We start from the raw sequence: 20163 nt of genomic DNA on the forward strand, positions 1-20163 counted from the left end.
TTGCCATCATCACTCGCCGGTTCATTCTACAAAAGGCACGCCGTCACATCTCTTGAATGCTCCGACTGCTTGTAAGCACACGGTTTCAGGTTCTATTTCACTCCGCTCCCGCGGTTCTTTTCACCTTTCCCTCACGGTACTATCCGCTATCGGTCGCCAAGGAGTATTTAGCCTTAGGAGGTGGTCCTCCCAGATTCCCACGGGATTCCTCGTGTCCCGCAGTACTTGGGGTCTGTTGCACATTCCACATTCCGTTTCGGATACCGGGCTCTCACCGTCTATGGCCGGCCTTCCCATGCCGTTCTCCTACGGATTGCTTCCTGCTGGCTCCCTGCAGGTTGCCGCCAACAGCCCCTCGACCCCGAATGCGCATCGACTGCAGTCTGTACCACGCATCCGGTTTAGGCTTCTCCGCTTTCGCTCGCCGCTACTGACGGAATCGCATTCGCTTTCTCTTCCTCGAGGTACTTAGATGTTTCAGTTCCCTCGGTTGCCCCCGTACACCTATGGATTCAGTGTACGGTACTAGCGCTTCACACTAGCAGGTTTCCCCATTCGGACATCCACGGCTCAATGCTCGCTTACAGCTCCCCGTGGCATTTCGGTGTTCGCCCCGTCCTTCTTCGGCTCTTGGCGCCTAGGCATCCTCCGTGCGCTCTTCCTAACTTCACCGTTTCGACTCCATGACTGACTTACACCAGTCACTTCATCCAGTTATCCGGCTATTGTTACCTGTTACTCGCATTTCGGTTACCGGTTTACTATTTCGAGGTTGTTCCATATTCAGTTGCCAAGGTACATGCGCCTTCCAACTTCCGTCGGAAACGCGCCTTGAGTTTACCTTGTCTCATATGAGACGTTGGCTCCCTCAAAACCAAACACACAACACCTAAAAGTCTTGTTTCTCCGTAGAAAGGAGGTGATCCAGCCGCACCTTCCGATACGGCTACCTTGTTACGACTTCACCCCAATCATCAACCCCACCTTCGGCGGCTGGCTCCATAACGGTTACCTCACCGACTTCGGGTGTTGCCGACTCTCGTGGTGTGACGGGCGGTGTGTACAAGGCCCGGGAACGGATTCACCGCGGCATGCTGATCCGCGATTACTAGCAATTCCGGCTTCATGCAGGCGAGTTGCAGCCTGCAATCCGAACTACGAACGGCTTTTTAGGTTTTGCTCCACCTCGCGGCTTCGCTTCCCGTTGTACCGCCCATTGTAGCACGTGTGTAGCCCAGGACATAAAGGGCATGATGATTTGACGTCATCCCCGCCTTCCTCCGACTTACGCCGGCAGTCACCTGTGAGTCCCCACCTCTACGTGCTGGTAACACAGATCAAGGGTTGCGCTCGTTGCGGGACTTAACCCAACATCTCACGACACGAGCTGACGACAACCATGCACCACCTGTCTCCTCTGCCCCGAAGGGAAGGTACATCTCTGCACCGGTCAGAGGGATGTCAAGCCCTGGTAAGGTTCTTCGCGTTGCTTCGAATTAAACCACATGCTCCACTGCTTGTGCGGGCCCCCGTCAATTCCTTTGAGTTTCAGTCTTGCGACCGTACTCCCCAGGCGGAGTGCTTATTGGGTTTCCTTCGGCACTGGGGTGTGTCCCCCCAACACCTAGCACTCATCGTTTACGGCGTGGACTACCAGGGTATCTAATCCTGTTTGCTCCCCACGCTTTCGTGCCTCAGCGTCAGTCACTGTCCAGCAAGGCGCCTTCGCCACTGGTATTCCTCCACATATCTACGCATTTCACCGCTACACGTGGAATTCCCCTTGCCTCTCCAGCACTCAAGTCATGCAGTTTCCAAAGCAATCCCAAGGTTGAGCCTTGGACTTTCACTTCAGACTTACACAACCGCCTACGCACGCTTTACGCCCAGTGATTCCGGACAACGCTTGCCCCCTACGTATTACCGCGGCTGCTGGCACGTAGTTAGCCGGGGCTTCCTCACTCGGTACCGTCTCACAAGGAGCTTTCCACTCTCCTTGTCGCTCTCCCCGAGCAACAGAGCTTTACAACCCGAAGGCCTTCTTCGCTCACGCGGCGTTGCTCCGTCAGGCTTGCGCCCATTGCGGAAGATTCCCTACTGCTGCCTCCCGTAGGAGTCTGGGCCGTGTCTCAGTCCCAGTGTGGCCGGTCACCCTCTCAGGTCGGCTACGCATCGTCGCCTTGGTGAGCCGTTACCTCACCAACTAGCTAATGCGCCGCGGGCTCCTCTCTCAGCGATGCAGTTGCATCTTTCAACACAAGTAGATGCCTACCCGTGTATTATCCGGCATTAGCACCCGTTTCCGAGTGTTATTCCAGTCTGAAAGGCAGATTGCCCACGTGTTACTCACCCGTCCGCCGCTAGCCCCGAAGGGCTCGCTCGACTTGCATGTATTAGGCACGCCGCCAGCGTTCGTCCTGAGCCAGGATCAAACTCTCAAAAAATGGCGTTGTTACATATGTTTCAATCGTCGCTGTGACCAAAGGTCACGTTGACCGAAACTTTTAGGCGTGTGTGTTCAGTTTTCAAGGAACCAAACCTGCTGCGAAAGCCCCACGAAGACTGATTCAACGAGGAACCAGACGAAGTGATTCTTTCAAGCAAGTGCCGCTCCTGTCGAAGCAGCCTAAGTACTATATCACGAACTGACGTTCGTTGTCACTGGTAAAAATTCACCGATCCAGCGACCGCTACAGCGTAGACTTGAAACCAAATCGTCGACGTCGCAAACGGCGTTATATACTATATCACGTTTTGAGCGTATCGTCAACTGAGAACCGGCTCTCCCGGTTCTCGTGCATCGATAAGCTATCGAACACGTCCGTCATCAGCCTGGCGAAATTCAGCGGCGTCGGCTCTAGTTGCGCTTCCGTCAGAAACGGCGTCATCCTGACGCGGCGTCCACCGAATCGAGCGGGGACAAATCCAATTAACGCAGATCTCGCCCGCGTCATCGCGACGTAGAGCAAGCGCCGTTCATCGTCGGCCAGTTCATCCGCAAAGTTTACATCGTTTGCAAAATCAGCAGACCGGGAGCAATTTGTCTTCCGAGATGATGTTTCTTGCACGTTCGTATGCGGGCGGCCGATGGACGTAGCGATGAGATCGAGCAAGATGACGACATCCCACTCCTTCCCCTTACTATCGTGAAACGTTCGGAACTGAACAGGTAGTGCCCCCGGCGGCCGATGACCGCGATCGAGCATAGCACCTTGGTTATGGTCGGACGTCTGTGCTGCGAGCTGAAGTAGCGACCACGCCTGTGTCAGTTGCCGACGCGTGCGCGCCAACACGCCGATTGTCTTCGCAGGGCGAGCTTCCAACAGCTGCAAAATGAGCAGGGTAACCAGATGAGCTTCCTTCTGCTCGTCCTCGACCTCCACCATCCGGACCAGCCCGGGTGCCGAGGACACGGCGCGCAGAGGCTTATCGATGCGCCGACGAACATGCAAAATCAGTTGTTCGGCGTGGTGGACGATACTTTGGTCGGAACGGAAATTCCTCGTTAAAAGCATCTGTCGGGCGCCTTGAAGAGACGTGGACGCCCGCTGTAAAAAGTCAGGAGACGCGCCACGAAACCCGTAGACGGATTGGTCGTCGTCGCCCACGACAAACACAGGTAAATGGTAGCGTTGGTGGATCCCTTCCACCAATACCCACTGTACCGCATTGGTGTCCTGAAACTCGTCGACTAACAAATACTGCAGTCTTTCGAAAAACGGCAGACGGGTGCCCTGGTCAATCGCGTTTGCAGCAGCCAGAAGAATATCATCGTAATCCCATCGATTGTGCTTCTTCTTCAGTCTTGCGTAGATACGAAAGATTCTTTGGAGTTTACGTGAGAGCGGTACCTGACCACGCCCCACCAGCCACGAGTACTCCGTCAGCAACTCGGTGACTGCCCAGCGCGATATTCCTTCTGCCGCGCCGACCACGCGAGCTAAAGCTGAAGCCATATAGGCAGATTGCTCCCGCGTGTTCAACAGCACGGGAATATCCGGGCGAACTTCGAGCATTGCCCGAAAAATTTGGGCGTGAAACGTACCAATCCTTAGCGACTCGGTCGAACGAAACGACAATGCCGGATGCGAGGCTAACTTGCGACGCATATGTTCCGCCGCCTGGCGCGTAAAAGTCACCGCCAAAATCCTGTTTGGGGCAATTTTGTCGCGGCGCACAACATGAACAATTCGCTCCGTCAGGACCGACGTCTTCCCGCTGCCCGGTGCCGCGATAACAACCGTTGAACACAGCGGCTCCTCAATGATGGCCTGTTGTTCGGCTGTCCAATCACCCATCGTCCCCCACTCCTTGGCGCACAGCATCTCACGAAGCGAGCCAAAACGCCATTATCTATCGTGTGAAATCGAATTGTTTTGTCAGTGCAACTCGAACAACAGCGGCTGTCCGTGGTATCATGGGCACGCAGAGGAGGGCTTCCAGAACATGGCCTTATACGCAATCGGTGACCTTCATCTTGCCACGACAGTCAATAAACCAATGGACGTGTTTGGTGACACATGGACCAACCACACCGAACAAATCCGGCAGCACTGGACAGCGACGATATCCCCTAGCGACACCGTGCTGATTCCCGGCGACATCTCGTGGGCGATGACGCTTGACGAAGCCGCCCCAGATTTGCAGTGGGTAAGCGAGCTCCCAGGCAAAAAAGTGATGATTCGTGGCAATCACGATTATTGGTGGAGCGGAATCGGAAAAGTTCGAGGAATTTTGCTTGAAGATATGTACGCGATTCAAAATGACAGCTTGCAATTGGATAGTCTGACTGTGGCGGGTACACGCGGATGGGTTCTCCCCAACCACCCTAGCTTCAGCGAAGAAGATGAGCACATTTTGCAACGTGAGGTTCATCGACTGAAACTCTCGCTCGATCACGCCGCAAAACACAACCACCCGATTGTCTGCATGTTACATTATCCCCCGACAGGCAGCGACGGCGAGGAGACTGTGTTTACGCAGGTACTCGAATCGTACGGCGTCCAATTGTGCGTGTACGGTCACCTACACGGTGCGAGTCACCGATTCGCGTTTAACGGAACACGCAATGGTACACGTTATCAATTGGTGAGCGCTGATTATCTTCAGTTCAAACCATTCGCCTTCGGACAACTTGATTTTTGATACGTATCCAACACAAATCGACCGGCGGCTGACCGCCGCCGGCATGTAAACACCAGTTCGCGCATCGCAATCGATGGTAAGGATGTGCCGTGCGCCGACATTGCGCTCGTTGCGGTGTCTGCCATCCGCAGCGCGACATCGTGAAATTACATCGTGTACGATTTCCTCCGCAGCTTAAAACTTGATGGTCGACATCCGTTCGCCATTTTGTACAAGGCTATACTAGCCTTCCTACAGGCTGCATCATCGTCATATCGTACAGTACTTGCACAACACGATACCTAAGTCATCGCTTGCGCGTCGATTCCGGTGTCAGTCGATACTATCCCCTGGAATCGTTCGCTTTATGTTCTCTTTCTTGGCGAGGTCAACAAAAATACACCATACCCCATCGTCTGCTGATTTTCCTCAATCCAGCGGCCATTGGCTTCAATCAACTGTAATATCTGCGGATCGCGGAGCGCATCTAGCTGTGCTGCCCCTTCACCACTTTGCCCATCTGTGATGGGAAGGGATTGGATTGTGCCGGATCGCAATACCTTGCAATCGAAGCCAGCCGTCCGAAATGCACCTCGCCACCCCGCCAGATCCAACACTTGCTGCACACCATAGAGATTGTGTACCTCCGCGCGCCACTCGGGCGTTACCGGACGCAGCGTCATCATTTCCACATCAACGACTTGCCCATCCGGTTTTAAGACGCGTCGAATCTCCGAAAGCGCCTTGTGCAGCCGAACGAAAACGAGAATCGACTCACACACAATGAGATCAAACGATCCGTCGGGAAAGGGAAGTTCCTCGGCGGACGCCAATACGGTGTGAATCGAGACCCCTTCCTGCCGTGCCTTTGCCATAGTATTTTCAAGCATCTTCCCGCGGATATCGAGCGCAGTGACCTCACAGTTCCAGCGACGCGCCAGCGTGCACGCGGTGGCCCCGTTGCCACAACCGACGTCGAGCACGCGAGCCCCATCCGGGAGGCTGATTGCATTCATCCACATCTCGGACACTGAACCGCCACCCGGATGCGCGTGCGCGATACCGAGCCGAGCCAACATATCGTGATACTTCAACACCCCGCACCTCACTTTCCCGCCATCGTATGCCTATATGCGAGAAAGCGGATGGGCGAGCGTCCATCGTCACTTGCGACGGACACCCCGATGACGTACAGTGGAAGCATTCATAGGAGGGTGTATATGCCAGAGATCACACGTATTATGGAAATTAGTGTCGAAGAGGCAGGAGATTACATCTTCACACCAGCAGGTGTGCTGATCACATATCGGACAGGCCAATTCCGAGTATTCTCAGAAAGCGCCCGCCACAACTTCTTGCGACGGGTTGTGTCCCGCCACCCTTGGGATGAACTGTTATCCGATGCGGTTGTCGAGCGTGGTGCAAGCGTCCGGCTGCGCGATGTCACGGCCGAAATCGACGAAAAAATAGGCCCCGATGAACTAAGCACCGAAGCCGTGTTGGAGTTGTGCTATCGTACAAATCCGCGACAATTGTTCTTCCTGCGGCGTTACTTCGAAGCCAACTCCCCGTCCCAGACGAGCATGCCGCCGTCATAATTGGCGACGTCTTCAAACCCGTTGGCCTTTAAGAACTGAGCCACGCGCTGTGAGCGGGCTCCGCTGCGACAGACAAATACGTACCGTTCGTCAGGTGACAACTCCCGCATCCACTCGCCCACCTCTTGCATGGGTTTCAATGGTACACCCGGGATATGTCCCTCCTCATATTCCTCAGGGGTACGCACGTCGATCACGACAGCACTGCCCTCGGCCAGAATAGCTTTTAACTCGTCTGCACTGTATTGAACGATTCCTTCACGCTCCACCAATTCACATACCCCTTTAAAACACTTGATGGTGTAGCGGACACGCTGTCCGCTTGCCTCATTCCTCACTGTACCACATCAATGAACGAGGCTTGAAGCGATTCGGAAACGTTTTATGTGATGATGCTCGCTTTAGGTGACATGCTTCAGAATTTGGTCAACTTCCTTTTTCAGGATATCCGCACTAATCGCGAAGCCAATTCCCTGCGAACTCTGCGATACAGCCGTATTCATGCCAACCACTTCACCGCGAAGATTGATCAGTGGACCGCCGCTGTTCCCACGGTTGATAGCCGCATCGGTTTGAATCAAGTTTGGATAGTCCCTGTCGCCAATCTGCAACGGTCGATTTTTCGCGCTCACAATGCCAACGGTCACAGTATTATCAAGCCCTAGAGGAGAACCAATCGCCAACACCCATTCGCCGACGCGCACATCCTTGCTTTGGCCAATTCGTAGAATCGGCGACGGAACCGGAATGTCCGCGCGCAATACGGCGATATCGTGCGTGCGATTGCGGCCGACTACCTGCGCTTCGACCGGATCCTTTTTGCCAAAGACACGCAACATGATCCTATCCCCGTCGCTCACGACGTGTTCGTTGGTAAGAATATATCCCTTCGGATGAAAGACAAACCCTGTTCCGATGTTCATCGCGGGGCGCCCCGACCGAGGCTGGCTTCTGTCCCACGGCAAGAGCGGCCGTGATCCTAACCCTCGCACTGGCATCGTCTGAACCACTTCGATGCCCATTACGGCTTTTTTATAGCGTTGAACAAGTGCTACGAAGTTCGGTAGTCCCGTACCGGTGGACGCACGTTTGGATCGCGCACTCGTTTGAGGTTTTTTCACCAACGCCATCACCCCCTACATGACCACCAACACACTGTCAGCCGGTTGAACGTTGTACAGTGTATTCCGTCGTCGCGCATGGTGTGAGGCATGCCGTTGGAATCCGCCAATACCTATTCCACAGCGTCGAGCTTGCGATATCGAACGCCATAATTCCCCTTTTTAGTCCGGTATACCTGAACCTTTAAATCGCTGGCGCCTGTGAGAAGATGGTCGTCACGAACACACATGGCCACATAGGATGCCACAGACTTTGAATCGTACAACCGCGCCTCATATACCCACGACATCCTTCATCCCCCTTTGCGGGGGTAGTTTGCCCAAGCGTCCAGTGGCACATGCTTCGCGTCAAACGTTAGGCCTCAATGGGAACGTTTGCTGAAATCTCCACATGATAACCGGCATATTTCTTGATATTGAGCACACCTTCATCGAACAACAAATACTGTCCTTTGATGCCTCGCAAGGTACCCGTTACCTCCGGACTTTTGTCGAGGTTCATGGACTTGAGGTTAACCTTGAACTCGGGCGTCCGAGGGTAGCGGATAGCCTGCGGCGTCCATTTCTCTTCGACTAAATACTGATGATAATCCGAATTGAGCTTGTCCAAGACATCGAGCAGCACTTCGTTTAAGGACCTATCGGGCACGGTATCCTCCCGCAACATTTTGCGCCAGTCCGTCTTGTCTGCCATGTGTTTGGCAATCTCCATTTCCAGTTCCCCGGCAATCCGGCGAGTCGGCACCTCGGCGATGACCATGGCCTGGGTAGCGCCTTGATCCATCCAACGCTTGAGTTCTCTTCCTTTGCGGGTCAGGCCAACTTTGTAGCCACTGCTCCACGCCAAGTAGACGTAATGTGGAATCATACAATGATCTTGTGCCCAAGACTCATCCCGACAAGTTCCTAGGTGAAAATGGCACTCATGCGGTTTGACGATACACAAGTCACATTCCGCCAAACTTCGGACACACGGAAAACAATACCCGTTTTGAAACAACTTGTTGACCTGGCGTCCACAGGCGATACAGCGCTTGACCCCAGTGTGTGCAATATGTACTTGCGCGCCAATCCACGCGTTTAGCGGCTGTGCCAACTCGGCGAGTTCCAACGTGTATTCCACTGGTTCCCGCAAAACCTGATTCAGCGAGCGCAAATCTCCAGCTAACATAATCCATTCCCCCTTGCGCACACTATAGGCGTTCGAGAAATCTACCATAAACGAGGTACGCATATGTTCTATGTGGCGCTAGCCGTAATTCCTGGACTGCTTCTACTCGTGTTCATGTACACGCGGGACCAACTTCACCCCGAACCGAAGCGGCAAGTATTCCGCCTCTTCATTCTGGGGGCCGCCATCGTCTTTCCTGCAGGTGTCATCGAGCGCCTGATGATGGGCTCACGCGGATTTGCGAGTGGCGGAATTGAAGGTCGACTCATTACTGCATTTTTTGTCGCAGGCATGATTGAGGAGTTCTTGAAGGCATCCATTTTTGACCGCACAGTTTATCAAAGTCGGCTTGTGCGCGGCCCCGTCGACTGTATCGTCTACGCTGCAGCCGTCGGCCTTGGCTTCGCCACCGTCGAAAACGTCATGTATGTCACGAGTTCGGGACTGATGACGGCCATCGTTCGATCCGTCACCGCCGTACCTGCACACCTCATGTTCGCCATCATCATGGGTTACTGGTTTGCAAAGGCGAAGTTCGAGGGTAAATCCAAATGGCTCGCGTACGTGATACCAGCGGCCACTCACGGCGTCTACGACACATTTGCATTGAGCTCTACAGTTTTCATGGACCTAGTTTTGGTCGCTTTCTTGCTGTTTCTCGTCGAAACATCCGCCCGGATCATGGCCCGCGTCCGATCCGCCCGCGCATTCAATCGATACGCCGTATAGTGAGCTTTATCGTTTGAACTGCCACTCAGCGCATATCAAACCCGTTTTGCCCGAACGGCGACGGGCCTGGTGCGAGGCCTTCGAACACGAATAGCCAGCCTTTTTCCGCTCTATAGACGGCCATTTCAGTATGTTCGTCAATCATCAACAGTTGGAATAGATTCATATTCGTTCGAAAAAAAGGACTCAAGTGTTCATCATGCAGGCGCACGTTCAAAACGCGGTATTTATCAGCTGGCTCGACGCGCACGCCCTCGACGCCCAACGCGTTTTCCAACTGAAGCTCTGCGATGATCCGCTTTGGGTCCTTTATTTTTGCACGCAGATGATCATAGACATTTCGCGCAGCCTTCGCCTTGCGACTTTGTTCCAGCACCAGCGCATAATGCGACAAATATATCACTCCCGGGCGCTTATCCCCACAACATCATCCTACATGCAAAACGCCCCCTGTGGTGAACCAACCAGATTAGGGGGCGTTTTTGCAAGAGGATATGGGAAAGTCTGTCCCCATTATAACGAAGCAAGCAACAGAAGGAAATAGGATTCTCCCTATTTCCCAACAAAATTCGAGTAAATTGTCGATTTCAGTTCAAGAATGGGTCGTTTCTCCGAACAACACGGGCAGCCAGTGCTCTGCCTTGTCACTTATCCAAAAGACGTCCGCCCCGCGTTCCCGCGCGATTTCGCGAAGGCGACGAACCGGATCCATCGCCAACTGCGTCCCAATGACGAGTAAATACTCCGCCGCAGCAACCCATTCAACCGCGCGCGCAATATGTCGAACCGGATGTCCCTCCATAATAAACCCTGAGAACAACTGTTTGCCGCAGGTCGGACACGACGGGATGCTGTGCTGCAGCGCCAGATCACTCGAAAACACGCTTTCACACGTCAAACAGACGAGTTCCCGAAGATTTCCATGCAGTTCAATGACGTCGCGGCTTCCTGCATCTCGGTGTAATCCGTCGATATTCTGCGTAATGATGCGAATCTGGTGAGCAGCGAGCACCCGATGCGCTGCGTTTGGAGAAGCCTGCCGCCAGCGGGATAATATGCTGCGGTAGGCATCGTACGCTTGGTTCGGCCGCTGTGTCCAGGTATCAAATAAGAACAACGCATTGAGCGGTATCCCGTTCACAGCTTCGTTCCCAAGCGGAAGACCACTAGCCACACTAATGCCTGCACCCGTCAACGCAACGGTATTTCTGTGATTCAAGCGATTGGTCAAACCTTGAACATCAAGTTCATTCGTGTTTGCAGCACCTAATTCATACATCACAATGGATAACACCTATTCAAAATAGTAAGTTATATTTCAAATATTCTATTTACATCCAACAACAGCCTATATATATTTGCATTAACCGCCGTAATTTGCTATTTAAGGAGGAAAAACCATGAACCAAAACTTTGGTAAGCGGATGAGAAGCATTCGTCTCTCCCGTCACTGGTCCCAACAGGAGTTATCCATGCGCTGCGGCATCTCCACGCCACATATTTCTTCCATTGAGCGGGACAAGCGGCATCCATCGCTCGAATACGCACAACGAATCGCGAGTGCACTGGGTGTACCGCTCACTTCGCTCTGTGACGACGAAACGACATTCGTCGTACCGAAGATGCGCAATTCCCCCGATGAATTGCCACTACCGTTACAGAATTTCATTCTGAACGAATCCGCGCTCCCTTACTTGGAGGCCGCGCAACGGATGAGTACCCTACCTGAGGAAGATGCCCATTTTCTGGCGAAACTGATTGAACTTTTGACACAAAGAAAGCGCCTTACCGATACGTATCAATCAGAGACCAGCGCATTGTGATGTCGCGCGGCACCCATTCAAAATCCTTACACCGCATGTAAGGTTGTAGCTGTGGCGCGAGCCATACACAATGCTCGTCAGTCCCAAAACGCCTTGACGCCAAATCGCCCCTTGTTCGTTTGAAACACGCCGACGTAGCGGGGGAGACGTTTGGTTGCCCATAACGTCCCCTCCTCCACTCGTGCCGCGAGACAGGTGGCCTCAAACTTGGTGGGAACCAATCGAAGATAGTATACCCAAGCCACGTCGTCCTCACTCCTTGTCTAGCGCTTCGTCGTTTGCCTGCTCCGCTTCCTCTGCGCTGTCTTCTTGTAAAATCGGCAAGATCACGGTAAATGTCGTTCCGACACCCACTGTGCTCTCTACTAAAATATCGCCACCGTGCTCGGTGACAATGTGCCGTGCGATGGCCAGACCTAGCCCAGTTCCCGATCGAGATCTCGTACGGGCTTTATCCGCCTTATAAAACCGTTCAAAAATATAGGGGACGTCCTCTTCCGGTATCCCTGCACCCGTGTCACTGACGCGCACATAGACGTGACGCCCACTGATGTCAGCAGAAAATACGATCTTTCCTTCGGCCGTATGCCGAAACGCATTGTCGAGCAGGTTGGTAAAGACCTGTTCCATTCTATCCACGTCTGCGTGCATCAGCATAGCCGCGTCCGCGATGCGAAGTTCGAAATCCACACCAAAATCCTGCGCCAACGCCTGGAACTTGCGTGCCACTCGGCGCATGACCAGCGAGAAGTCCACCGTATCCATATTCATCTGGAATTGTCCGCTTTCTAGCTGCGCGAGGTCTAACAAATCATTGACCAGCCGCTTCATGCGGAGCGTTTCGTCGTGAATAATTTCAGTCAGTTCACGTCGCATCTCTGGGTCGTCGGAAATGTCGTCGAGCAACGCTTCAGCATACCCCTGCATCATACTCAGTGGGGTGCGCAATTCATGAGAAACATTCGCGATGAAATCTTTACGCAGCCGGTCTAAGCGGCGTTCCTCTGTCACGTCGCGAATCACGGCCAACGTCCCGCGCATTTGCGTCCCATCTACACCGTATAACGGCAACATCGTGATGGACAGTGAACGGCCCTCCCACGTGGCTTCCTGAACGACCGGCTCTTCAAAATCCGTGACATGCGAGAACAACATCATGAGCCTATCCGGAAGCTTTTCCATCACCGCGATGCCTTGTTCGGCGACGGACATCGAGCGCAAGCGACGCAAGGCCGGCGGGTTCGCCAAAGTGACACGGCCTTCTCGATCCGTCGCCACCACGCCGTCCTCGAGAGACGTCAGAATACTGCTCAACTGATCTCGCTCAATGGACAGCTGCTCAATCGTCTTCGCCAGTTCACTGGCCAGCGCGTTAAACGTGTTCCCTAAGCGGCCAACCTCGTCGTGCGTGACGACCGCAACGCGCTGCGAAAAATGCCCTCTGGCCATTTCTTCTGCAGCTTTGTTCATTTCCACCAGCGGTCTCGACAAGTTCTTGGACACGACAAATGCCAGGCCTGTCGAGAGAACGATAGCCAGCAACGTATCAAAAATAATTAAGTTCTGCATGCGGTGAACAGGTTGTTCGAGCACGCTCATCTCTTGTGACACAGCGACCATACCAGGCGTCTGCGTCGAACTCGGCAGTTTTTCGTATACCGACAGCTCGCTCTTTCCTCCGACATCAGACCGAACGACAACAGGTTGTCCCGCGTCGAAATTCTTTCGCTGTGCCGCTGTAAAGTGGGCATAAGCTGACACCAATTGCGGCTGTTTCGTCATAGGAATTGCCGCGACGACATCCGCCTGCATGACATTTTTGGACACTTGGGTCAGTACGCTCAACGCTGTCTTTGGATCTTCCGTCGGCAATATCCGGTGAATCGAAGTAGCGAGATTGGTCAGTTGCCCGGTCTCCCGCTGTACGACATACTTCACAAAGAACTGTTGCAGAAGCACGGCTAATAGTGCCAAGACTAAAAAGACCATCGCGACGATGGTCAACCACAACTTAGACGCGACGCTGTTACGAATCACAAGGCGACCTCGAACTTATAGCCGACGCCCCAAACCGTGACAATATACTGGCTCACCGGTTCCGAAGCCTGCCCAAGTTTCTCGCGAAGCCGTTTAATGTGTGTATCCACCGTGCGTTGATCTCCATAAAATTGATAATTCCAAACGTCGCGCAACAATTCTTCACGGCTGAACACCTTGTCCGGGCGTTGTGCCATATACACCAGCAAGTCGAATTCTTTGGGCGTCAAACTGATTTCGCTACCGTCTACTTCAACGCGTCGCGCGTCAATATGAATGACGAGCCCCGGGAAGGTTAGCGCCTGATGCAGTTCTGCCTTCGCGTATTCACTTTCACCTGTGCGCTTCAATAACGCTTTAACGCGCATAATCAATTCTCGCGGACTAAATGGTTTGACGACATAGTCGTCCGCACCTAGCTCAAAGCCGTGAATGCGGTTCATCTCGTCACCAGCCGCAGTCAACATGACAATCGGAACGTCACTGTGTTGACGAATTTGGCTACACACGTCACGACCGTCCATGCCGGGTAACATCAAATCGAGAATGATTAACGAGAATGGTTGTTCCAGCGCCACCTCTACAGCTTTTGCACCGTCTTCCGCCTCAACGACCTCAAATCCGCTTCGTTCAAGGTACATGCGAACCAATCTACGGATTCGCTCTTCATCGTCAACAACTAAAATACGTGGCTGCGGCATGCCAAACCCCCCGTTACTCAAGTTATGTCCATTATAAGTGGTCGGCACACCCGCAACAACTAAAGAAAAAACGGCAAGCCCAAGACTTGCCGCTTCACACCCTACGGTCAGTGCCCGGTCGGAAACACGAGACTGACCATCGTACGAAAGTTGTCCCACACGGCGCTAACCGGTTTCCCAGCTTTCATGTCCCCTGCGAAACTCTGAAACCGGTGAAACGCATCTGGGCTGGCACTGACGTACACAGTCTTTACGCGGTGGTCTATTTGCTTGACCGCTTTGACAATGGCGTTCTTTTGCCGCATCCCCAAGTTTGTCTTTGTCGGATGCTTTTGATTGATAGCGACATACGCGGTATTCCCGACGACAAACGCAAATGCTTGTTTCGCATAGCCTCGCTTAACCAACCCATCGGCGATGGTTCGGGCAATTTGCACATGTTGTTTATCACCCAGCGCGCCGGTTGGGGCCTGTTTGGTGACATGCTGTGTCGCATTCATCACATCTGCCGCGGGTTGCGAGCCGTTGTTGACGTTTGCACCGCAACCACTTAAAAGCACGGCTGTGAGTGCGGCCCCTGCGAATGCCATTCTGATTTTCATGCAGCTCACCCCTTCGGGTTTAGCATGCAATGAACTGAATCATTCAATTCAAGATTTTTTCCGGTTCCTCGTCCCGTGTCGCGCTGGTTTTTTCCCGCGCCGGGCAGGGCGCTCCTTGCGCTCAACTTTCGGGAACGTCGGACGTGCATAAGGGGGTGGCGTGAGTTCGACACTGCGATACAACGCCTTCCACTCGGCTGGCTCAAGTAAACGCCACTGGCCGGTTTTCAAATGCCCGAGCGCAATGGGGCCAAAGGCGATGCGCTTGAGTCGTTTCACCGGCAAGCCAAGCGCTTCAAACATGCGTCGCACCTGCCGATTGCGGCCCTCATGAATCGCGATTTGCACAACCGACTCGTCTCCCTGCCGCAACATCTCTACTTGTGCTGGCGCAGTGAGTCCATCCTCCAGTTCAATCCCTTCAGCCAAACGCTGCCGAGCTTCTTTGTCGACTTTTCCCTCGACCGTCACTCGATAGACTTTTTCGATATCGCGAGACGGATGCAACAAGCGTTCAGTCAATGCCCCATCGTTCGTGAATAGCAACAAGCCGCTCGTGTCGTAATCTAAGCGACCGACAGGATATAGGCGCTCAGCGACTTGCGGGAGAAGACTCATCACCGTTCTTCTGCCCTCTGGGTCGGACACGGTCGTCATATAAGCGGTCGGTTTATTCAACAAAAGGATGACTTTTTGCTCTGCCGCGACCGGCTTGCCGTCTACCGCGATGGCCTGTTTTTCTGCGTCGACTAAATAGCCCATTTCGGTAATCGTCTGCCCATCCACTGTCACGCGGCCCTCGGCAATCAGTTGTTCACACTTTCGCCGTGAAGCCACCCCTGCGTGCGCCAATACTTTTTGTAAACGTTCCATGCTTCATCTCCTGCTCAGGTACAATACAGTCCTAGAAGTGTATCATACCAGACAACAAGGACACGGCGAAGACGGATGCCAATACGCTGACAAAATCACTCAACAAACCTACGCCCATCGCATACCGAAATCTACGAATGCCGACACTGCCAAAATACACAGTGAGGATATACAGTGTCGTATCCGAGGAAGCCTGCATGGTCGACGCCAGCATACCCAACCACGAATCGGGCCCCTTGTCTGGCTGCTCAAAAATATTGATCATAAATGCCAACGAACCTTGTCCGCTGATGGGCCGCAACAGTGCCATCGGGGCGACCTCAGGCGGAATATGCAACCAAGTCAAGCATGGCTCGAGCCACTTGACGAGGATGTTCATAGCGCCCGATGCGTCAAATACCGCCACAGCCACAACCATTGCAATGAGGTGTGGAATCAGTTTAATGGAAGTTGCAAATCCACCCTTCGCGCCATCGACAAATGTGTTGTAAATCGGCACCCGTTTGATAAATCCAAACAGGAGGATGGATCCGACAATCAACGGCAACAGCCACTCGCTAACTGTGCTCATCATGGTCTGCATTAGGCAGCCCTCCGCCGGCGACTCAACTTGCGAAAGACCCTATCGAGGACAATGGCAAAGGCGGTGCCAATGGCTGACGCAAGGAGTGTCGTTCCGACAACAGCCGTCGGTTCGTGGGAATGGTACTGCATGCGAATGGCGATCACAGTCGTAGGAATGAGCGTAATACTTGCAGTATTGATGGCTAACAGCGTGCACATCGCGTCGCTGGCCGTCTCTTTGTCTTCGTTTAAGGTCTGAAGTTCATGCATCGCCTTAAGACCAAGTGGCGTTGCGGCATTGCCAATCCCCAGTAGATTGGCGCTCATGTTTGCGAGGATGGCACCCATTGCAGGGTGATCGACCGGAACAGACGGAAACAAGCGACGCGCAATCGGACGTAAAAGTCTCGATAGCCACGCGATGGCACCCGCCTTTTCGGCGATATTCATCAGGCCTAACCACAGGGCAATGACGCTAATCAAACCAATCGACAGCGTCACGCCGCGTTCGGACCCATGGATGATGGCGTCGGCGACCTTGCTCATGTTCCCGGTGAACATGGCTGTTACAATCCCTGCCAAAAACAATACAAGCCAGATAAAATCTATCACGGCTGGACACACCCCCAAACGGACAAACCTTCCTTGTCCATGGGTATGCCAGCCGTGCGCTTTCTAAAACCTGTTCTTTTTTCCGGAGACGCCTTACACCACTGGTGGCGTTTGACCCATCTGCTGCCCGCCCATTTTGCCTTTGGGCTGCATAAACGATTGAATGCGCTCCATCACCGATGGCGCCATATCGATGAGCCTATCGTACAATTGATTTTGATTGTCCGTGGACAACAGACGGACGTTATTCCCGTGAACGATGAGGAAGCCAATTGGCGTGATGGAGACGCCACCGCCGGATCCACCGCCGAACGGATGTTCACCGTCCGCTCCGCCATTTCCCTGCGACGGTGCAGGACTGAACTCACTACCGCCAGCGGCAAAGCCAAATCCCACTTTGGAAACTGGGAGGATGACGGTTCCATCCGGGGTCTCGACGGGATCGCCAATAATGGTATTCACATCAACCATTTCACGTATGTTCGACATCGCGGTTTGCATAAGGCCTTGAATTGGATGATCCAACGTTACGTCCTCCTTTTCCAGGCTACGAGAAGCCTGATGCCTGCGCTGATAGCGTAACCCAAGCGCACCTTCATTATGCCTTGTGTTCGCACCTGCAAGACGGACTGATTAAACACCGGATGAATGGCAACCGTTGGGACTTGATGAAGTCTGCAATACTGCGATACGTAGCCAAATACCATTTCAACAACCATGTACAGAAAGCCAATCGAAGTTCCGGTCAGCACGGCGTCTGTGAATCCGACGTTGGCCTCAAGCGTGATCACTTGTACGTGCAGATGGCGCCCAAAGCGGCCGAGAATGCGTCCAGCGGTGCGCCGGAAATCCCAAATCGAACGAAGGTCCCGGAATATTTCGGGCAGTTCCGCCGCAGAGAGCATGCCTTTCGACGCGTGCTTGTCGGACTCCGTCTTGGCACCTACTGTAGGCCCTTCGTCGGTCATACCCACCTTCATCTTCGTCAATTCTCGCTTTAGGTGCACCAACCCAAACAGGTAACGGATTTCCAGAGTCCCCCGGTCATCCTCCTGAAAGTGTTCATAATGAATGCGAATCTCCACGGGAAGTAGCAACAACATGGCGAGGCATATGAGAACTGCCAAGACTATACAAAGCCAAATCATCTCGATGCCACCTTTTCACGTCGGTGACATTATGTGTGATCTGGTGCCCTCCTATGCACGCAGCTTCAGTCTCGCGCGATTTCCGAAGGCAACGCGAACAAAGAGATATCTTGGTCTGTCGGCGGGGGCGGCAAAGGGGGCAATTCCGCTAGGGACTTTAGTCCAAAGTGGCGCAAAAATTGATCTGTGGTGCCAAATAGAATCGGTCTGCCGGGCGCATCCTGACGACCGACTTCCCGAATCAACTGACGATGGACGAGCGTTGCGAGCGCCCGATCAGATTGAACACCGCGAATCTCGTCAATCTCGGCTCGCGTAATCGGTTGTTTGTACGACACAATGGCGAGGACCTCGAGTGCTGCGGCAGATAGACTCGACTGCATCGGCGCCTGCGCCATGCGTTTCAGATAGGGCGCATATTCCGGTCTGGTCGTCAGCTGCCACGTGTCAGCAACCTCCTGAAGCATAATACCGGCGCCTCTTTCCTCCAAGACACTGCGCAACTGCTCGCACAACAAACGCGCCTCTTCTTTAGAGCACTCGAGAATATGCGCGATATCACCGGTCTCTAAACCATCACTTCCAGAGGCAAACAAAATCGCCTCAACCGCTGACAACCGTTGCATCGGGATTCGTCTCTCCTATCCAAATCAGTTCAAGTGGACCAAACGCTTCTTCCTGCAGGTAGCGAAGCGCGCCGTCCTTAATGAGTTCTAAAATCGCAAGAAACGCCGTCACCAGCGTGTGTCGATTGTGGACAAAATCCATGAGCTGAGAGAATTCGATGCGCTGATAACGCTGCAAGCGCTCGACGATATGGCCCATGAGATCTTCTACGCGTTCGACGTGTCCGCGAATCTCCGCCACGCGTTCCGCCTTCGGCATTCTCATATACAACTTGCGAAACGCATCGACTAAGTCCCACAGCGTGACCCCTGTCAACTCTGGCGCATCCTTGCTCTTGTACGCCGAAAGATCCATAGGCAAACGAGAATACACCTGTGCTTGTGCGGTCGCCATGTCAGATAACTGCAGAGCGGCCCACTTACAGCGCTGGTATTCAATTAATTGCTCAACCAGGGGTGCCCGCGGATCTTCCTCATCCTCCTCGGAGCCAGCCGAACGCGTCCGAGGCAGGAGCATTCTCGACTTAATCGCCAACAGTGTCGCAGCCATCACCACGAACTCACTGGCAATTTCGAGGGACCACTCCTCCATCGCCCGCAAATACCCTAGATACTGATCCGTGATATCCGCAATCGGAATGTCGTAGATATCGACTTCATTTTTGCGGATAAGGTGCATTAGCAAATCCAGCGGTCCCTCGAACAAAGCGAGTTTTACCTCGTATGACATGTCTCTCGCACGCCTCTCCGAAAATCTTCATCACGACGCGATGTACGTTACGAATTTGATGCGATGTACGTTTAGAAAAACAGGGAGCCAATCAGCCCATTGAGCCAATAGACGAACGGAGAAAACACCCATGTATTGAAATACGGAATGATAAACAAGAACAGGATGATAAACGGACCATAGACATCGAGCCGACTATAGGCAATCGCCTGCTTTAAAGGCAATAAGTTGCGCAGGATCTGCGAACCATCGAGTGGCGGCAGCGGGATGATATTGAACGCGAATAACGCCACGTTGACTTCCGCAATCCGGTAGAGAATAGAGGTCAGCCAATCCGTGACGCCGAGGTTCGCTACAGCTAGCACGACGTAAGCGAGAACCGCCAATACGAGATTGGCTACAGGCCCAGCCGCCACAGCTAAAATCATCGCCAAGCGTGGCCGCTTAAAATTGCTCATATTAATTGGTACGGGACGCGCCCAGCCAACTGGTGCGAACAATATCATAATAATGCCTAACAGTTCGAGATGCGCTAAGGGATTGAGGGTCAAGCGACCGTTCCTGCGCGGCGTTTTATCTCCCAGCCAGTCTGCGACTAGCGCGTGTGCAAATTCGTGAATGACGAGGCTAAAGAGCACAATAAAGATTGTAAGAATGTAAAACGGCGATGACAAATTGGAAAAGATCAAAACCCGTGCCTCCTC

At 53.3% G+C, this 20163-nt stretch carries 24 protein-coding genes and 2 rRNA genes (1 of these 26 only partly in view); 4 read left to right on the forward strand and 22 right to left on the reverse strand.

Annotated features, from left to right (window positions below; genetic code table 11):
• The 3 genes from K1I37_RS11890 to K1I37_RS11900 all read right to left on the reverse strand — a co-directional run.
• Positions 1–672 (reverse strand): 23S ribosomal RNA (locus K1I37_RS11890) (it extends 2272 nt beyond the left edge of the window).
• A gap of 240 nt (positions 673–912) precedes the next feature.
• Positions 913–2444: ribosomal RNA gene (locus K1I37_RS11895) — 16S ribosomal RNA — on the reverse strand.
• The 16S and 23S rRNA genes sit together here, the layout of an rRNA operon.
• A 303-nt stretch (positions 2445–2747) precedes the next feature.
• Complete coding sequence (locus K1I37_RS11900) at positions 2748–4298, reverse strand: ATP-dependent helicase (RefSeq protein ID WP_021295595.1); 1551 nt, start codon at positions 4296–4298, stop codon at positions 2748–2750.
• Between the two features lie 148 nt (positions 4299–4446).
• Between K1I37_RS11900 and K1I37_RS11905 the strand changes: the two genes are divergently transcribed.
• Entirely contained in the window at positions 4447–5145 is a 699-nt protein-coding gene (locus tag K1I37_RS11905) for a metallophosphoesterase (protein ID WP_021295596.1), read from the forward strand.
• Positions 5146–5489: 344 nt separating this feature from the next.
• On the opposite strand, the gene K1I37_RS11910 is transcribed toward K1I37_RS11905, so the two are convergent.
• The gene (locus K1I37_RS11910; protein WP_031218137.1) at positions 5490–6218 is read right to left on the reverse strand and encodes a class I SAM-dependent methyltransferase; all 729 of its coding nucleotides are present in this window, start codon (positions 6216–6218) and stop codon (positions 5490–5492) included.
• Positions 6219–6344: 126 nt separating this feature from the next.
• Between K1I37_RS11910 and K1I37_RS11915 the strand changes: the two genes are divergently transcribed.
• Positions 6345–6722: a hypothetical protein gene (locus K1I37_RS11915; protein WP_031218138.1), complete on the forward strand. Its 378-nt coding sequence runs from the start codon at positions 6345–6347 to the stop codon at positions 6720–6722.
• Here K1I37_RS11915 and K1I37_RS11920 read toward each other — a convergent pair.
• The 4 genes from K1I37_RS11920 to K1I37_RS11935 form a co-directional block, all read right to left on the reverse strand.
• Positions 6674–6991 (reverse strand): rhodanese-like domain-containing protein, encoded by a 318-nt coding sequence (locus K1I37_RS11920; RefSeq protein WP_040441054.1) that lies wholly within the window; start codon positions 6989–6991, stop codon positions 6674–6676. The two genes, K1I37_RS11915 and K1I37_RS11920, sit on opposite strands and share 49 nt — an antisense overlap.
• 132 nt (positions 6992–7123) lie before the next feature.
• Positions 7124–7843, reverse strand: coding sequence for a S1C family serine protease (locus K1I37_RS11925; protein WP_040441055.1), 720 nt, complete (start codon positions 7841–7843; stop codon positions 7124–7126).
• Positions 7844–7956: 113 nt separating this feature from the next.
• The gene (locus K1I37_RS11930; RefSeq protein ID WP_021295600.1) at positions 7957–8133 is read right to left on the reverse strand and encodes a hypothetical protein; all 177 of its coding nucleotides are present in this window, start codon (positions 8131–8133) and stop codon (positions 7957–7959) included.
• A gap of 65 nt (positions 8134–8198) precedes the next feature.
• On the reverse strand, positions 8199–9014 hold the full coding sequence (locus K1I37_RS11935; RefSeq protein WP_021295601.1) for a DUF2797 domain-containing protein: 816 nt from the start codon (positions 9012–9014) through the stop codon (positions 8199–8201).
• A 63-nt stretch (positions 9015–9077) separates the two neighbouring features.
• Between K1I37_RS11935 and K1I37_RS11940 the strand changes: the two genes are divergently transcribed.
• The gene (locus K1I37_RS11940; RefSeq protein WP_021295602.1) at positions 9078–9743 is read left to right on the forward strand and encodes a PrsW family glutamic-type intramembrane protease; all 666 of its coding nucleotides are present in this window, start codon (positions 9078–9080) and stop codon (positions 9741–9743) included.
• A gap of 25 nt (positions 9744–9768) precedes the next feature.
• Here K1I37_RS11940 and K1I37_RS11945 read toward each other — a convergent pair whose 3' ends face one another.
• On the reverse strand, positions 9769–10137 hold the full coding sequence (locus K1I37_RS11945) for a hypothetical protein (RefSeq protein WP_021295603.1): 369 nt from the start codon (positions 10135–10137) through the stop codon (positions 9769–9771).
• 198 nt (positions 10138–10335) lie between these two features.
• On the reverse strand, positions 10336–11022 hold the full coding sequence (locus K1I37_RS11950) for an SIR2 family NAD-dependent protein deacylase (protein ID WP_081654011.1): 687 nt from the start codon (positions 11020–11022) through the stop codon (positions 10336–10338).
• Positions 11023–11143: 121 nt separating this feature from the next.
• Between K1I37_RS11950 and K1I37_RS11955 the strand changes: the two genes are divergently transcribed.
• The gene (locus K1I37_RS11955; protein WP_021295605.1) at positions 11144–11566 is read left to right on the forward strand and encodes a helix-turn-helix domain-containing protein; all 423 of its coding nucleotides are present in this window, start codon (positions 11144–11146) and stop codon (positions 11564–11566) included.
• Positions 11567–11643: 77 nt separating this feature from the next.
• Here K1I37_RS11955 and K1I37_RS11960 read toward each other — a convergent pair whose 3' ends face one another.
• From K1I37_RS11960 to K1I37_RS12015, 12 genes are all read right to left on the reverse strand, one after another.
• Positions 11644–11811, reverse strand: coding sequence for a hypothetical protein (locus K1I37_RS11960; RefSeq protein ID WP_021295606.1), 168 nt, complete (start codon positions 11809–11811; stop codon positions 11644–11646).
• Positions 11812–11818: 7 nt separating this feature from the next.
• A complete protein-coding gene (locus K1I37_RS11965) occupies positions 11819–13603 on the reverse strand; it encodes an ATP-binding protein (RefSeq protein ID WP_021295607.1) in 1785 nt (594 codons plus the stop codon).
• On the reverse strand, positions 13600–14304 hold the full coding sequence (locus K1I37_RS11970; RefSeq protein WP_021295608.1) for a response regulator transcription factor: 705 nt from the start codon (positions 14302–14304) through the stop codon (positions 13600–13602). Before K1I37_RS11970 ends, K1I37_RS11965 begins: the two co-directional genes overlap by 4 nt.
• 107 nt (positions 14305–14411) lie before the next feature.
• Positions 14412–14906, reverse strand: coding sequence for a YhcN/YlaJ family sporulation lipoprotein (locus K1I37_RS11975; protein ID WP_021295609.1), 495 nt, complete (start codon positions 14904–14906; stop codon positions 14412–14414).
• Between the two features lie 48 nt (positions 14907–14954).
• Positions 14955–15779 carry a pseudouridine synthase gene (locus K1I37_RS11980; protein WP_021295610.1) on the reverse strand — a complete coding sequence of 275 codons (825 nt, stop codon included), beginning with the start codon at positions 15777–15779 and terminating at the stop codon, positions 14955–14957.
• A 31-nt stretch (positions 15780–15810) separates the two neighbouring features.
• Entirely contained in the window at positions 15811–16362 is a 552-nt protein-coding gene (locus K1I37_RS11985) for a spore maturation protein (protein ID WP_021295611.1), read from the reverse strand.
• Positions 16362–16955 (reverse strand): nucleoside recognition domain-containing protein, encoded by a 594-nt coding sequence (locus K1I37_RS11990; protein WP_021295612.1) that lies wholly within the window; start codon positions 16953–16955, stop codon positions 16362–16364. Before K1I37_RS11990 ends, K1I37_RS11985 begins: the two co-directional genes overlap by 1 nt.
• 93 nt (positions 16956–17048) lie before the next feature.
• On the reverse strand, positions 17049–17480 hold the full coding sequence (ytfJ, locus tag K1I37_RS11995; RefSeq protein ID WP_021295613.1) for a GerW family sporulation protein: 432 nt from the start codon (positions 17478–17480) through the stop codon (positions 17049–17051).
• A gap of 2 nt (positions 17481–17482) precedes the next feature.
• Positions 17483–18103, reverse strand: a complete 621-nt coding sequence (locus tag K1I37_RS12000; protein WP_021295614.1) for a DUF2953 domain-containing protein — start codon at positions 18101–18103, stop codon at positions 17483–17485.
• Positions 18104–18168: 65 nt separating this feature from the next.
• Positions 18169–18729, reverse strand: a complete 561-nt coding sequence (gene scpB / locus K1I37_RS12005) for an SMC-Scp complex subunit ScpB (protein ID WP_021295615.1) — start codon at positions 18727–18729, stop codon at positions 18169–18171.
• On the reverse strand, positions 18707–19459 hold the full coding sequence (locus tag K1I37_RS12010) for a segregation and condensation protein A (RefSeq protein WP_021295616.1): 753 nt from the start codon (positions 19457–19459) through the stop codon (positions 18707–18709). The genes scpB and K1I37_RS12010 overlap by 23 nt, the downstream gene beginning before the upstream one ends.
• 71 nt (positions 19460–19530) lie before the next feature.
• Positions 19531–20148, reverse strand: a complete 618-nt coding sequence (locus K1I37_RS12015; RefSeq protein ID WP_021295617.1) for a site-2 protease family protein — start codon at positions 20146–20148, stop codon at positions 19531–19533.
• Positions 20149–20163 lie beyond the last annotated feature (15 nt).

Source organism: Alicyclobacillus acidoterrestris, from assembly GCF_022674245.1.
Taxonomy (GTDB): domain Bacteria; phylum Bacillota; class Bacilli; order Alicyclobacillales; family Alicyclobacillaceae; genus Alicyclobacillus; species Alicyclobacillus acidoterrestris.